Source organism: Paenibacillus sp. GD4, from assembly GCF_030846225.1.
In the GTDB taxonomy this organism is placed as follows: Bacteria; Bacillota; Bacilli; order Paenibacillales; family NBRC-103111; genus Paenibacillus_G; species Paenibacillus_G silviterrae.
The window spans coordinates 4,496,547-4,511,582 of the sequence record NZ_JAVCYK010000001.1; the positions used below are offsets into that span (position 1 = coordinate 4,496,547).

Consider the following 15,036-nt stretch of genomic DNA (forward strand, 5'->3'; position numbering starts at 1 on the left):
AAAGGAAGAGGTGCATGCGAATACTGCATACGGCGGATTGGCATTTGGGCCGGACGCTGGAGGGAAGAAGCCGGCTGCCGGAGCAGGAGGCATTCGTGGATGAGCTGGCGGCGATCGTACGGGATCAGCAGATCGATTTGGTTTTACTGGCTGGCGACGTGTACGATACGGTCAATCCTCCAGCCGCGGCGGAGCAATTATTTTATGACGCTTTGGCCAGGCTGGCGGATCAGGGAAGACGTCCCGTCTATGTGATTGCCGGCAATCATGACCATCCCGACCGGCTGGCGGCGGCGGCTCCGCTGGCACACAAGCTGGGCGTGACCCTGGTCGGGCTGCCGGAGGCCCGCGTACACGAAACGGCGGTGTCTCGTACGGGAGAGAAGGCGGTGCTGTTTGCGCTGCCTTATCCGTCGGAGTCCCGGCTGAAAGAGCTGCTGACGGATTCGGCGGAGGAAGAGGTGCTGCGGGCGGCCTATTCGGAGCGGGTACGCCATATTTCGCTTGCGCAATCTGGGCATTTCCGAGCCGATACGGTCAATCTGCTGATGAGTCACTTGTACGTTCTTGGCGGCAAGGAGGAGGAATCCGAGCGGCCGATTCAGGTCGGCGGCGCTTATACCGTACATACGTCCGCCTTATGTACAGGCGCACAATATGTGGCACTGGGTCATTTGCACAGACCGCAGTATATGAAGGCGGATACGATGATTCGCTACAGCGGGTCGCCGCTTGCCTACAGCTTCTCGGAAGCGGGACAGGCCAAGTCGGTTTCGGTGGTGGAGCTGGCGCCGGGAGGCATGCCGCAGGTGGAGGAGATTTATTTGAACAGCGGACGGCCGCTCGTTCGCTGGACGGCCAAGGGAGGTCTTGCCGAGGTGCATCGCTGGCTGGAGGAAGGGCGCGATGCGAGGGCTTGGATTGATTTGGAGCTGCACCTGCAGGAAACGATGTCCATGGAGCAGATCCATCAGCTGCGAGGGGCGCGGGAAGGGCTGGTGAACATCCGCCCGGTGTATCCCGAGATGAAGTCGGAGCTGGCGGAGGCCGGCTCGACTGCTAAGCTGCCGATGGATGAGCTGTTTCGCCGGTTTTATGTCAGACAGACCGGGGGCGCGGAGCCCGAGGCCGAGCTGGTGAGGCTGTTCCTGGAGCTTCTGGAGGGAACGGAGGAAGAGGCGGTTTAAGCGCCCCGTTCTGAAGGAAGGAGCAGCACAGGCTGATGAGCCGCAGTGGTCATCTCTTGACGCTATAAGAAGCAGGGCAGGAAAAGCATGTTACAGATGGAAGGGAGAGTGACTGGGCGATGAGGCCTATTCATTTGTCCATAGCAGGTTTGCAGAGCTATCGTGAGGTACAGGAGATCGATTTTACGACGGTGACGGGAGCCGGCGTGTTCGGTATTTTCGGGCCGACCGGCAGCGGGAAGTCGTCGATCCTGGATGCCATGACGCTGGCGCTGTTCGGCAAGGTCGAACGGGCGCCCGGCGGTACGCAAGCGATTATGAACCATGCGGAGACGACGCTTTCCGTCTCGTTCACCTTCGAGCTGGGTCAGCCGGGGGGACGCAAGCGATATCGCGTAGATCGTCAGTTCAAGCGGGGCGGGGACGTGTCCGTCAACGGCACGGTGTCCCGTTTAATCGCCTATGAAGAGAACGGCACCGTCGTGCTTGCGGACAAAGCCGGTGAGGTGAACCAGCAGGTAGCCGATATTTTGGGTTTGTCCATGCAGGACTTTACCCGGGCGGTTGTTCTTCCTCAGGGCAAGTTCGCCGAGTTCCTCGGGCTGAAGGGCAGCGAGCGACGGGCTATGCTGCAGCGGCTGTTCCACCTCGAGCCTTACGGGGATCGGCTTAGTGCCAAAACGGCCGGTCGGTTCAAGGAAACCGACATTGCCGTGAAGGAGCCGCAGGCGGAGCGAAGAGGGCCTCGGCGACGCCTCCGCGGAGGCGCTCGCCGCCGCGCAGGAGCGGCGCGCCACGCGCAGGCCGCCGCCGCCGCCGCCCGCGCGCAGTTCGCCGCCTGCGAGCGCCGCGCCGCCGAGCCGCGCGCCGTGCGCGAGCGCGGCGAGCTCGCGGCGCTCGGCACGCGCCAGGCCGCGCTCGCGGCCCGCGCGCCCGCGGCGGCGGCGCTCGCGGCGCGGCTCGCCCGCGCGGCGCAGGCCGAGCGGTCGCGCCCGCTCGTGCGCCGGCGCGAGGCCGCGTCCGCGCCGCTCGCGCAGGAGCGCGCCGCCGCCGCGGCCCGTGCCGCCGCGCTGGCGGCCGCCGCCGAAGCGCTCGGCGCGGCGCAGGCCGCGCACGGCGTCGCCGCGGGCGCGCTCGCCGCGCAGGAGGCGCCGCTGGCCGCGCGGCTCGAGCAACCGCGCCAGGCGGCGGCGCTCGCGCCGAGCTCGCCGGCGAGCGCACGCGGCTGGCCGCGCTGGCGGCCGCGGCGCGCTCGAGGCGCGCCTGGCGCAGGCCGGCGCCGAGCTGGCGCGCGAGCGCGAGTCGCGCGAGAAGGCGCGCTGCGGCGGCAGGCGCAACCGCAGGCGGAGCTGAAGCGCGCCGAGGTCGGCAGCGCCGAGCGGCAGCGGCTGGCCGCCGCGCTGCAGCAGAAGCGCGAGCAGGACCGGCTGCGCCAGGAGGCGGAAGCGCAAAGCGCGGAGCTCGCGAAGCAGCGGCAGGAGCTGGCGCGCCTTGACGGCGAGCGGCAAGCATTGGCGCAGCAGCAGAGCGGTGCGGAGGCGAGGCTGGCGGTCTGGGTGGAGCAGCTCCTGGGGCTGCAGGCGCAGGCTCGTCAGGCGGAGGCGTGGATTGAGGAGCGGCTCGCCGCGCTGCCGGACGAGATCAAAAAACAGCGCGAAGCGATGAAACAGGCGGAGCTGAGCTCCCTAGCCTCGGTGCTGGCAGCTCATTTGCATGAAGGAGAGGCTTGTCCGGTATGCGGCTCGCTGGAGCACCCTCAGCCGGCGGGTTCGCCAGCCGACGCAGAGAGCGGCAGCATAGAGAAGCTGGAAAGGCTTCTGGCGGAAGCAAGAGAGCAGCAGTTGACCTGCAAGCAGCAGCTGCACAGCCTTACGGCCATGGGGGAGCAGGTACGGGAGGCGCTGCAAAGCGAAGCCTCGGGTGCCCCTGGCTTGCCAGGCTTGGCGGAAGCCGCGGCAGCGGCAGCTCCCCCCGCGGCGGCGTTCTCAGGTAGTCTGCAGCCCGGCAGCGTGCTGCCGCAGCTCGCAGGAGCAGTCAAGCAGCTGCAAGCGGGACTATCACAGCTGCTTCAGGAACGTAGGCAGCACGAGAGGCAGTCGCAAGAGCTGGCAGCGCGACGGCAGTCTGCCGTGCAGTGGCTGGAGCAGCAAGAGCGGAGGACGCAGGAGCTTCAGTCGCAGCTCGGTCAGCTGGAGTCGCAATGGGCTGTGCACTTCCCCGAGCTGTCACCGGACAGCACGGAGCAGGCGGCTGCGGAGCTGCAGGCGAAGGACGAGCTGGCGGAGCAGCTGCGCGAGAAGCTTGCCGTGGCGGCGGACTTCCTGACGCAAAAGCAAAGCAATATGGAAACGCTGCAGCAGCGTTTGAACGAGTACGAGAAACAGCATGTCCAAACGATCGCGGAGCGTGACACCCTGCAGCAGCAGGTGAAGCAAAAGGAGGACAAGCTGGCGCTTTGGGTGGCCTCGGATACGGAAATCGGGAAGCTTACCCGTTCCGCGGAGCAGCAGCTGCAGCAGCTGCAATCGGAAGCAAAGCGCAGCGCGGAAGTATTGGACGCGGCTGGGCAGGAGCAGCAGCGGCAGGCGCAGGCCGATGCGGCGGCGCGGCAGGCCGTCGATTCCGCTGCTCAGGCTTACGCGGAAGCGGAGCGCGAATGGGCGGCTGAATCGGTGAAGGAAGGCTTCGCTACTCCGGAGGAAGTGACGGATGCGCTTCTTACCCCGCAGCAGCTGGAGGAATACACCCGCGAAGTGGAGGAGCAGCGCAAGCAGGAGCATCAGGTAGCCGCAAGGCTCCAGGAGCTGCAGGCGGAGCTGGCCGGGCGCGAGGTGTCCGACGAAGCATGGGGGCAGCTGGAGCAGGAGCTGGCCGGATGCAAGGAGCGCGACGAGGCCGCGCTGGAGGCTAAGGCGAAAACGGAACGGGACGCCGAGGAGCTTCAAGCGAAGCATGAGCGGTGGAGCGGGCTGGAAGCGGTGAGGCAGGAGAAGCAAGCGGAGCTTCAGCTGCTGGGGAAGCTGCAAAGCGTACTGCGAGGCAATGCCTTCGTAGAATACCTGGCCGAGGAGCAGCTGATGCAGGTCAGCCGGGCCGCTTCCGAGCGGCTGGGACAACTGACAAGGCAGAAATATGCGATCGAGGTGGATTCGGGAGGCGGCTTTGTCATCCGGGATGACGCCAACGGCGGGGTTCGAAGGCCGGTATCCACGCTCTCCGGAGGAGAGACCTTCCTTACCTCGTTATCCTTGGCGCTCGCCCTGTCGGCCCAAATTCAGCTGAAGGGCCAGTACCCGCTGGAGTTCTTCTTCCTGGACGAAGGCTTCGGAACACTCGACCAAGAGCTGCTGGAGACGGTCATCGGTGCCCTGGAGAAGCTGCATATGGACAAGCTGACCGTCGGCGTTATCAGCCATGTGCCGGAGCTTAGAGCGAGACTGGCACGGCGTTTGGTCGTACATCCCGCGGAGCCGGGGGGCAAAGGCAGCCGAATCACACTGGAGACAATGTAGATTATCGGTCACGAAATGCATACCCCGCCATACATGAATACTTGTACCTCGTCCCACATACGTAATGTTATAATGAGGTCAGTGCCTACATACAAGGGGGATTCAGCAATCATGAAGCAAAAGGGACGATTCACCCGCAAGCTATACGCAGCTGCGATATGCTGCAGTTTGCTGCTGACTGCGGCTTCACCGGCCCCGGCCCGCGCCGATGCGATCTGGGACCGCTGGGTAGCGGCCGAAGCAGCTGTAAAACAGGGCAATCCTGCTGCCGCCGTACCGCACTGGGAGTTTCTTGTAAAGCATTATGAACAGCTGGGAGATTATCAGGGAGCAGCCTTGTTCAGCGGGAGCTTGAACGAGTATTACGACAGCATCAAGGAGTATGACAAAGCCATCGAATATTACGAGCTGGAAAATAAATTTTGGCTCCTTCACGGCAAGGATTGGGGAGCGGTGGATCTCATTCGTGCGGAGCAAATCCGTACGACGATCGATCTATATATGTCGACGGATGAGGAGGAGGAGCTGAAACGCCAGGCCGCACCGAAGAACGGCAAGCTGGCGAAGTTCGAGCCGGAATACGGTACGTATATCGGCTTATATTCGGAGCAGGATCCGAAAATGCTGAACTTTTTTACCCGGTCGGAGCAATTTTACGATAAAAAGCATGCGCTCTACCTAACCTACGGTCCGGTAAGCAAAGACTTTCCGACCCAATTCGCTAATCGGGCGAAGGAAGCCGGTGCGGCTATTCAGATCGCATGGGAGCCGTCGCAGGGCTTGGATGCGGTGACGGAGGACATAGTTCGCTCCTTCGCCAAGGGAGCCAAGGCCTCCGGCATCCCGATCTTCCTGCGTTATGCCAGCGAAATGAACGGCAACTGGGTTCCATGGCATGGCGATCCGCAAAAATATATCGAGAAATTCAGGATGGTTCACCGAATTATGGCGGAGGAAGCGCCGAATGTTGCTATGGTATGGAGTCCGGGCGACGTTCCGATGTATTCAATGGACGCCTATTATCCGGGAGATGACGTCGTAGATTGGGTCGGGGTAAGCTTGTACTCTGAGCCGTATGAGAACGGCGATCCTGCTCAGGGTAACATGCAGGCAACTTCGCCGGTCGAGCGTTTGGATTATTTGTACAAAACGTATGCGGACCGCAAGCCGCTGATGATTAGCGAAACGGCCGTTTCCCATTACGCGCATATCCCGCAGGAATCGTTCACGGAATATGGGACACTGAATCTGCAGCGTTTATATGATATCATGCCGAAGAAATACCCGCGTTTGAAGTCCATTACCTATTTCAACGTAAATTTGGCGGACCGAGAATCGAGAAACAATTATCTGCTTCGCGATAACGAACGGATGTACGAGCTTTACCGCAAGCTGATAGCCAGCCCTTATTACCTTACGAAGGTGGAGAATAACGCCAAGCCCGCGGATCACATCGGACATGTCAAGGTAACGGACGGCTTGGCGTTCGCGAAGCAGACTAAGCTTACGCCTTTTGTGAAGATTCCCGATATTTATATCGGCAAGCTAGAGTATTACTTAAACGGAGAGCTTTTGGAAACACAAACCAAGCCGCCATATGGCATCGACCTGAAGGCGGGCTCCGTGCCTGAAAACTCCCAAATTGAACTGGCAGTCTATAACCATGACGGTAGGAAGGTAGGCTCCAAGTCGTTTACGCTCTCGTCCGAGGTATCCGTTGCGATCGATAACAAGCTGCAGAGCTATGAGCAGCCGCCTGTCATTCGCGAGGGCAGCACGCTGGCTCCGCTTCGCGCCATTTTCGAGGCTATGGGCGCCGTCGTCGAGTGGGACCCTACATCGAAGACAGCCACGGCCAAGAAGGGAGATATTACGGTTACGATCCAAATCGGTAACCCTATTGCCGAGAAGAACGGACAGAAGGTAACACTGGATATGGCCGCTCAGCTGGTGAACGGCTATACGATGGCCCCGGCCCGATTCGTCGCAGAGGCGTTCGGCGGCAAAGTGGGCTGGGACGCAACCACCCGAACGGTTCAAATTACGACGAACGGCAACACCGCAGCACTCCCGCACTCCTCTACGCAGCAAACAACCGCGCAGCCTTCCGAACCTGCAGATGAGCAAAAACCCGATTCCACACAGGAATCGGGTTGGCGTTCTAAGCTTCAGACGATCGCCTCAGCCGCTTCAGGACTGTTCCATCGCGTCAAAACATGGCTTACAGCCAAGCTGTAAGTCCATACCGAACGGTATTATGCCTTTACGAGCTCCTTAGCTTCTTCGAGAATCGCCTTCGCAACGTGACGAGCGGTGGAAAATGCCCGTTCTGCGAGCTCGCCCTTGCCCTGGCAGCCGTCTCCGCAAAAGTAGAACGGCACATTCTCCAGCCGCGTCGGAAGCAGCTGGTTGCTGCTGATATTTTTAACACTGGCGACCATGGCCTTCTTTGACACTCGTTTCACTTCAATCGCCTCGCGCCAGCCCGGATAATATTGATCGAACAGAGCTTCCATCTGAGCTGTCTTGGCTTCAAGGTAAGCTTTGCGCTCCGCCTCATCGGCAAAGTTATCGCTTAAATAAGCGATGCCCTGCAGCAGCTGGCCGCCGGCCGGCACAAGAGTATGATCCGTAGCCGATACGTCGCTTATAAAGAGCTTGTTGTTCATATCGCTGATATAGCTGAACGGACGGGCAACGACGGTTCGCAGACCGATATCGTACACCATCACCTCGGTAGCCGTGTTATCCTCGTACGGAGCAAGGAACGGCTCCCACGGAGTGCTCTTGGTCAGCTTGCACACCTGCTGCACCGGCATGGCAAAGATCACCTTATCAAAAGCGGCTTCCCCGTTCTTCGTCTGCAGCACGAATTTGCGGTCGGCGTAACGTATGCTTTCAACGCCTTGCTGCAAGGCAATATCCCATCGACCGGACATGTCGATCTTCTGCTTCAGCTGGTTCGTAATGACGGCCCAGCTGCCGAGCACGTAATTGACGGGGCGGCTGGACAGGAACAGGTTATGATAGTACTCGCTGATGACGGAACCGGGAACCTTGCGGGCTTCCTCCGGCGTAATGAAAAAATTGGAGCAGACCAGATGCTCCCACAGCTCCTTTACGTCCTCGCCGGCATCCGAGTCGGCTAAGTAATCGCCTAGCGTATTGAAGTTTTTGAGAGTATGGATATTCGCCATAATGGCGGTAATTTCACCGACAAAACGCATCTTCTGCATCGGGCTGAGCAGCTCGGTCCGCATCAGATTGACAAAATCAAGCGGCGCCGGCGTCAGCTCATCGTTTTTGGCATACATAACCTTTCGCTTATCTACCTGCTTGGAGCTGAAGGAAAGACCCAGCTCGCGCTCCATAGCGGAGATTTCATGGCGATCAATTCCGTATATCGCATGGGCACCATAGTTCAGTGTGAATCCGGCTTTCTCGTACGTAAAAGCGCGGCCGCCGAGCTGCGGGCTTCTTTCGAACAGAACGCCTTCTACTCCCGGGTGTTCCGATAAATAGGCTGCAGCCGTCAGGCCGGCTAAGCCTCCTCCAATAATCGCAATTTTCATGCTTCTTGCTCCTTTCATTTCCGGCTCCGGCAGCACAGGCTCCTCAACATGGCTTGTGCGAAGGCCCGACCAAGCCCAAGCGAGCTGCTTGCGCAGTATTTCATTTAGATCCTCGCCTTCACGCGAACACCAGATCATGATGGTACCCAAATACGCCGTGACCAGCACCCGTGCCTTTCCCGGCTCCGGCAGCCAGCGCAATAAGCTTTCATATAGATACCGATTCTGCTCATCCACCGCAGCGCGCAGACCTTCGTTCTGCATGGACAATGCAATTAAGCTCCGCATAAGCTTGGGTGAAGCGCCGATGGGCGCAACAAGCTCCAGCATAAGGCGGTTGACGTGAGCCTCCAGCGACGGTACTTGGGATGGCGTTCGGCTTGACCAGGCTTCGATGATTGCGATTTGCCGCCGCGGAATTTCCCTCAGTATTTCATCCTTGCCCTGAAAATAGTGATAAAACGTACCTTTGGACGTATTCGTTGCCGCAATGATGTCGTCTACGGAAACATGTTCATACCCACGCTCCACGAACAGGCGAAGCGCAACCTCCATCATGAATTCGCGCTTCTTCTGGGTGGACTCCCGCATATAACGGTTCATTTCGATCAAGCCCCCTGATCCAAACCGAATGATCTGTTCCAATACAAGCTTTCATAAGTAAAACTTTGATTTATCATTATTATAACTGATATTAGACTCGCGGTCTATAAATTCCGCGGACTCTTTGTTTAGGCGCTAGTCCATTTTTAAAAGAGGCGAATGTTTCATAGAAAAACAAGGGATTTTGTTCGGTAATTCCGATGGAAAATAACTTCATGTAAGGAAATCTGCCCAATCATACTGAAAAGAGGTGAAAAATAGTCCGAAAATCGTTGATTAATGTCAGTTTTTGATTTATATTTGGGTTATAAGCCTCATTAGTGTAAGGTAATATTACATAGGTTTTTGGGCAAGGGGGCCTTTGGTCATGATACGTTTGTTTTCTTCAAAATCAGCCGTACGCTTAGAGGAGACCCTTACACTGATGGCGGAGGGGGATTTCACCAAGGAGCAGACGGTTCACGGAAGCGGCCGGAATCGAATGTCCCGGGCACTGGTCAGGAGCTTTCGTAGCTTAAGAGGTATGCTGAGGATCGTTGATGGAAGCTCGCGCAAGCTTCATCGCCGGATGGAGGAGATGAAGGCGAGTTCTCTGCAGATTCAGGAGCAGGTCGGAAGCGTGACGGACATTATCCGTGATATGAGTGAAGGGCTGCAGGAGGCGGCTGTTCACGTGCAGGAAACCGCTGAGGAGCTTTCTCGTATTTCACGGCATTTGGAAGAGCTTCGCGGGACAAGCCATGCTGTCGCTGATTCCGCCGGCAAGCTGACTGAGGATGTAGCTTCGGGTAAGCAGGAAATGATAGGAGCGCTGGAGCGGATGCTTCGCATTTCCTCGGATACGGAGGAAGTAGCCCAAAGAATGAGCAGCCTGGATCAAACCTTGATCCTGATATCGGAGATGACAAAGCTCATAGCCGATATTGCCGACCAAACCAAGCTGCTGGCACTCAATGCCAACATCGAGGCAGCAAGAGCGGGAGAACAGGGGAAAGGCTTTGCCGTAGTGGCTGGCGAAATCTCCAAGCTTGCGGTACGGACTAATGAGGTTACTCTTCACATTGAGGAGCAGCTGGAGCAGGTAAGTACACAAGGCTGGCATTTGAACGGGAGCATAGCTCACATGAAAGTTTCTGCACAGTCGGGCAGGAGCTCCATGGAAACGGCTTTGGTGAGGTACGAGGCGATGGACGCGTTCTTGCGCGGCATCGCCCGGGATATGAACCAAATGAATGAACGGGTCGCTGACATCGCCGGCAGCTCTTTGGCGATCACGTCGAGCGTCAATGAAACATCCGCCATGATTCAGCAGGCATCGGCGGGAAGCCAGGAGGTGCTTGCCTCTGCGGAACTGCAGCTGAATAATCTCGGACAGATGAATCTATCGATTCAGGAGGCCACGCATAACAGCTTGACCCTGCGTTCTGTCGTATCGCAGTTCCGTTTGCCCTCCCGGGAGGAGCTGCATCCGCTTCAAAAGGAGCTGGATCGCTGGCTGGATTGCGCGCTGGGCATCCGGGCCGTCATGGTGTCTATGATTTACTCGACCGATCCGTCGCTCATTGGGGCTTGGCATGAACGCAAGCTGATCGAGGAAAAGAAGCTTCAGGAGCGCTTCATCGAATTGGAGCAATCGCTCCAGACGTCCCGGGACCGCAGGTATTACATGGAGCTGCAGACGGCATGGCTTCATTTCGGCTTGATTAAGGATCAAAATGCCAAATGGATGCTGGCGGGAGAATATGAGCGTGCAAAAGAAGCGTTAGTGATGCAGGGCCGCGAAAGATTCAAACGGGTGGTAGAGCTGGTAAACGATTGGATGGAGTGAGGTCAGTGAGGAGGAACGCCTGCCGCCTGCCGCGGGGAAGTAAATTTATTTCCGTTTCGCCCCGATTTTGATTCGCTTTTTGATTCAATTTTCGGTATGATAATAGAAGTTTCATTGCGGGAAGGGGGGACAAGCATGGATTGCATTTTTTGCAAGATCGTCGAAGGCTCGATCCCTTCCAAAAAGGTGTTCGAAAACGAGCATGTCATAGCGTTTCACGACATTCAACCCGCAGCGCCGCTGCATTTGCTCATCATCCCCAAGAAGCACATTGCATCGATGAATGACGTTGAGCCGGAGGATTGGCCGCTGATAGGCGAGATTCACCGGGCTGCCCAGCAAATCGCACGGGAGCAAGGGATCGCCGAAACCGGCTATCGGCTCGTGAACAACTGCGGTCCGGACAGCGGGCAGATCGTGTTCCACATTCACTATCACCTTCTTGCCGGTGAGAAGCTGGGTGGGTTGAACGTTCGAAGCGCTTGATTTGCAAGCATTTTGCAAATGCTTTGCAGTTTAGGTTGACACTATGTTTCTGTTTAACCTATAATGAAGTTTGATGAATGTCTTTTTCGTCTTGGACGGTCTGTTCGGAGGGAGGGAAAACTGGTGTCAGAAACTCGAGTTCGCAAGAACGAAACTATAGATGCTGCACTTCGTCGCTTTAAGCGCTCCATCGCGAAAGATGGCGTTTTAGCAGAGGTGAAGAAACGCAAGCATTATGAGAAGCCTAGCGTGAAGAAGAAGAAGAAGTCAGAGGCTGCTCGTAAGAGAAAGTTCTAGGAGGTCTTTAATCGATGAGCTTAAGCGATAGATTAAATGAAGACATGAAGCTCGCGATGAAAAGTCAGGACAAGTTTAAGCTCTCCGTTATCCGTATGGTGCGTGCTGCGATAAAGAATGTGGAAATCGATCAGCGTAGAACCTTAGATGAAGAAGAAGTGCTTGATATTCTGAATCGCGAGATCAAACAGCGCAGAGACTCCCTCCAAGAATTTGAAAAAGCCGGTCGAGATGATTTGGCTCATGATCTGAAAGCGGAGATCGCCGTTTTGATGGATTACATGCCGCAGCAATTAACGGAAGAAGAAGTTAAAGCCATTGTACAGCAGACCATCCAAGAAGTGGGAGCTTCTTCGAAAGCGGATATGGGTAAAGTCATGGGCGCATTAATGCCAAAGGTAAAGGGCCGTGCAGACGGGAAGCTCGTGAACGGGTTCGTCTCGCAATTTTTGTCGTAGACCATAAGAAACACTCCATGTTGTGGGGTGTTTCTTTTTTTTGCCTTTGTGAGCTTATTCTGAATCAAAAAAGGAAAACATGCGTATAACCTGATGTAAGCAAAGTTACTTTTCTTGGAGGTATGCCATGCCGATACATGCAGGCGTTAACACGGGGTGGTTTCGATGGTTCGTCCTTTGGACGGTCATGCTGGCTCATCTGCTGGGGCTAAGCACTTCGGCGGCGGCCTCGCCCAAGACCCTCCCCTCAGAACCTCCGCAGTCCGCACCGGTGGTTATTATTCCAGTACATCAAACGGTTGAGACGGGATTGCAGAAGTTTATCGAGCGTTCACTCCGGGAGGCGGAGGAGCGGCGGGCGGTGCACATCATCCTGGACATTGACACGTTAGGAGGCCGAGTGGACTCAGCGGAAGAGATCGGAGAGATGATCCGGGGAAGCCAAATTCCTACTACGGCATTTGTTCATGGGAAAGCGGTTTCGGCAGGGAGCTATATTGCTCTGAATGCAACGAAAATCGCCATGGAGCCAGGCAGCTCTATCGGAGCGGCAGCTGTGGTGGATGTCACGGGCAATGCCATTGATGACGCCAAGGTGGTTGCGCACTGGGCAAGCGAGATGAGAGCCGCCGCAGAAATGCGGGGACGTAACCCTAAAATCGCAGAAGCGATGGTAGATAAGAACGTGGGGGTGACGATGCCGGAGATCGGTCGTACGGTGGAGAAGGGACAGTTAGTGTCTCTTAGCGCAGAAGAAGCCTTGAAGGTGGGATATTCCGAGAAGCTGGCCGCCAATCAGGAAGAGGTGATCCGCTTTTTGGGCTTAGAGAACCATCCAGTGGTAAACATCGAGCCGTCTCTCGCAGAGAAAATCGCCCGTTTTCTCACACTCCCCTGGGTGTCTATGATTCTGCTTTTTATTGGCATCGCGGGAATTGCGATTGAGCTATTCTTGCCGGGCTTCGGCGTGCCGGGAATTGTAGGGCTGCTAGGCTTCACGCTCTATTTCTTCGGCCACTACATCGTGGGGTTTGCTGAGGTGGAGCATATCGTCTTCTTCGTCTTAGGTGTACTGCTGCTCATTATTGAGATTTTCGTCTCCAGCTTTGGCATTTTAGGCATCCTAGGTGCCCTTTCCTTGTTCGGCAGCGTCATTACGGCAGCTTATAATACGGAGCAGGCTGCTTGGAATCTGGCAATCGCTTTTGTTTTTGCCGCTGTGGTAGTCGGGGTAACAATGAAATATTTCCAGCATCGCGGTGTCTGGAACCGATTCATTCTGCGCGACAAGCTCACTACGGAGCAGGGCTATACTTCCACCGTAAGCCGGACGGATTTATTGGGGATTACGGGTGTTGCCTTGACGCCGCTTCGCCCCTCCGGCTCCGCTCGAATAGGGGAGGAGAAAGTGGACGTCGTCACCGAAGGAGAGTTTATCGCCTCCGGTCGGAGGATAACGGTCGTCCATGTGGAGGGTATGCGAGTCGTTGTGAAGGAACAGGTGGACTAAATTTTAGGAGGTAGATGCGTTTATGGATCCGATGATTTATTTCTTTTTGCTTGCTGCTGTTGTGATTATTGCCTTGTCCGTTTTTCTTAGCTTTGTCCCGGTGATGCTGTGGATCTCGGCAATTGCGTCCGGAGTTCGGATCAGTATTATCACTCTTGTTGCCATGAGGCTGCGCCGCGTCATACCAAGCCGCATTGTCAATCCGTTGATTAAAGCGACAAAGGCCGGTTTGGGATTGTCCATCAACCAGCTGGAAAGTCACTTTCTTGCAGGCGGTAACGTAGACCGTGTTGTTAACGCATTGATCGCGGCTCACCGTGCGAACATCCATTTGGAATTTGAACGTGCCGCGGCCATTGATCTCGCGGGGCGTGACGTGCTCCAGGCCGTACAAATGAGTGTAAACCCGCGTGTCATTGAAACACCAACCGTTTCCGCCGTAGCGAAGGACGGGATTGAAGTAAAGGTTATCGCTCGGGTAACCGTACGGGCGAATATTGATCGTCTGGTCGGTGGTGCGGGGGAAGAAACCATTATTGCTCGCGTAGGCGAAGGCATTGTAACGACTGTCGGCTCGAGCAACTCGCATAAGGACGTGCTGGAAAACCCGGATCTGATTTCCCGTACCGTACTCGGTAAGGGCTTGGATGCCGGTACAGCCTTCGAGATCTTATCTATCGATATCGCCGATGTGGACGTAGGGAAGAACATCGGCGCGATTCTCCAAACGGAGCAAGCGGAGGCCGATAAACGCATCGCTCAGGCGAAGGCGGAGGAGCGTCGTGCGATGGCGGTTGCACTGGAGCAGGAAATGAAGGCCCGTGTCGTGGAAATGAAGGCCAAGGTAGTGGAATCGGAGTCTGAGGTGCCGCTGGCTATGTCCGAGGCACTTCGAGACGGCAAGCTCGGCGTTATGGATTACATGAATCTGAAAAATTTGGATGCCGACACGCAAATGAGAAGCTCCTTAGGCCGTATGAATCAGCCCGATAGGGATCGTGAAGATTCATAATTACTACATGTCTCCCGAAAGAGAGTGATTTTGCGTCATGACCTTTGCAAAAATCATTAATTTTCTGATGAGCAATTGGTTTCTCCTTGTGATTGCCTATATTGTGATTAACGGTTTGCTCGGACGCTGGAGGAGCTCCCGGGGAGGGAGCGGCGGACAGGGACCTGCTCCTTCGATGCCGCCCTTTGGAGGAGACGGCTCGGGATGGCCTAAGCAGAAGACTTCCCGTCCCTCTCAGGGACAGTCTGCAGCCCCTGTGCCCGGAGCGGAGCGTCAGTCTCCTGTACCTACGGTAGAGCGTACGGAACGTATGGAGCTCGCGAGAACGGTTGTAACGCCTGAGAAGACATTACAGGAGCCCTTGGAAGCGCCGACGGGTAAGGAGCTTGCCAGAGGCGTTCTGTGGGCCGAGATCCTGGGTCCTCCCCGTTCGCGCAGACCGTACCGCCGGTAGTGTGATCCTTACCTCCCAAAGCACGGTTATCAAGCCTTAGCGCTTGGTAACCGTGCTTTTTTTTGTCTTGACATCATCTTTTGCCCCGTCTGCGCATATGGTGTAAATAGTCTAACT

General features: G+C 56.5%; 11 protein-coding genes. 10 read left to right on the plus strand and 1 reads right to left on the minus strand.

Annotation, left to right across the window (positions count from 1 at the left end):
• The first annotated feature begins 14 nt into the window (after positions 1 to 14).
• The 3 genes from RAC89_RS21235 to RAC89_RS21245 all read left to right on the plus strand — a co-directional run bounded on the left by RAC89_RS21235 (position 15) and on the right by RAC89_RS21245 (position 6,937).
• Positions 15 to 1,187, plus strand: a complete 1,173-nt coding sequence (locus RAC89_RS21235; RefSeq protein ID WP_306615664.1) for an exonuclease SbcCD subunit D — start codon at positions 15 to 17, stop codon at positions 1,185 to 1,187.
• 119 nt (positions 1,188 to 1,306) lie between these two features.
• Positions 1,307 to 4,699, plus strand: a complete 3,393-nt coding sequence (locus RAC89_RS21240) for an AAA family ATPase (protein ID WP_306615665.1) — start codon at positions 1,307 to 1,309, stop codon at positions 4,697 to 4,699.
• 111 nt (positions 4,700 to 4,810) lie between these two features.
• Positions 4,811 to 6,937: a stalk domain-containing protein gene (locus RAC89_RS21245; protein WP_306615666.1), complete on the plus strand. Its 2,127-nt coding sequence runs from the start codon at positions 4,811 to 4,813 to the stop codon at positions 6,935 to 6,937.
• Positions 6,938 to 6,954: 17 nt separating this feature from the next.
• Here the strand turns inward: RAC89_RS21245 and RAC89_RS21250 are convergent, their stop codons facing one another.
• Positions 6,955 to 8,874 carry an FAD-dependent oxidoreductase gene (locus tag RAC89_RS21250; RefSeq protein WP_306615667.1) on the minus strand — a complete coding sequence of 640 codons (1,920 nt, stop codon included), beginning with the start codon at positions 8,872 to 8,874 and terminating at the stop codon, positions 6,955 to 6,957.
• 367 nt (positions 8,875 to 9,241) lie between these two features.
• On the opposite strand from RAC89_RS21250, the gene RAC89_RS21255 reads away from it, so the two are divergent.
• The 7 genes from RAC89_RS21255 to RAC89_RS21285 all read left to right on the plus strand — a co-directional run bounded on the left by RAC89_RS21255 (position 9,242) and on the right by RAC89_RS21285 (position 14,919).
• Positions 9,242 to 10,702, plus strand: a complete 1,461-nt coding sequence (locus tag RAC89_RS21255) for a methyl-accepting chemotaxis protein (RefSeq protein ID WP_306615668.1) — start codon at positions 9,242 to 9,244, stop codon at positions 10,700 to 10,702.
• A gap of 135 nt (positions 10,703 to 10,837) precedes the next feature.
• On the plus strand, positions 10,838 to 11,188 hold the full coding sequence (locus RAC89_RS21260) for a histidine triad nucleotide-binding protein (protein ID WP_306615669.1): 351 nt from the start codon (positions 10,838 to 10,840) through the stop codon (positions 11,186 to 11,188).
• Positions 11,189 to 11,311: 123 nt separating this feature from the next.
• Positions 11,312 to 11,485 carry a 30S ribosomal protein S21 gene (rpsU, locus tag RAC89_RS21265; protein WP_284638695.1) on the plus strand — a complete coding sequence of 58 codons (174 nt, stop codon included), beginning with the start codon at positions 11,312 to 11,314 and terminating at the stop codon, positions 11,483 to 11,485.
• A gap of 14 nt (positions 11,486 to 11,499) precedes the next feature.
• Positions 11,500 to 11,943, plus strand: a complete 444-nt coding sequence (locus tag RAC89_RS21270; RefSeq protein WP_284638696.1) for a GatB/YqeY domain-containing protein — start codon at positions 11,500 to 11,502, stop codon at positions 11,941 to 11,943.
• A gap of 127 nt (positions 11,944 to 12,070) precedes the next feature.
• Complete coding sequence (locus tag RAC89_RS21275) at positions 12,071 to 13,453, plus strand: NfeD family protein (RefSeq protein WP_306615670.1); 1,383 nt, start codon at positions 12,071 to 12,073, stop codon at positions 13,451 to 13,453.
• A 22-nt stretch (positions 13,454 to 13,475) separates the two neighbouring features.
• Complete coding sequence (gene floA / locus RAC89_RS21280) at positions 13,476 to 14,465, plus strand: flotillin-like protein FloA (protein WP_306615671.1); 990 nt, start codon at positions 13,476 to 13,478, stop codon at positions 14,463 to 14,465.
• Positions 14,466 to 14,502: 37 nt separating this feature from the next.
• Entirely contained in the window at positions 14,503 to 14,919 is a 417-nt protein-coding gene (locus RAC89_RS21285; RefSeq protein WP_306615672.1) for a hypothetical protein, read from the plus strand.
• Positions 14,920 to 15,036: the final 117 nt, after the last annotated feature.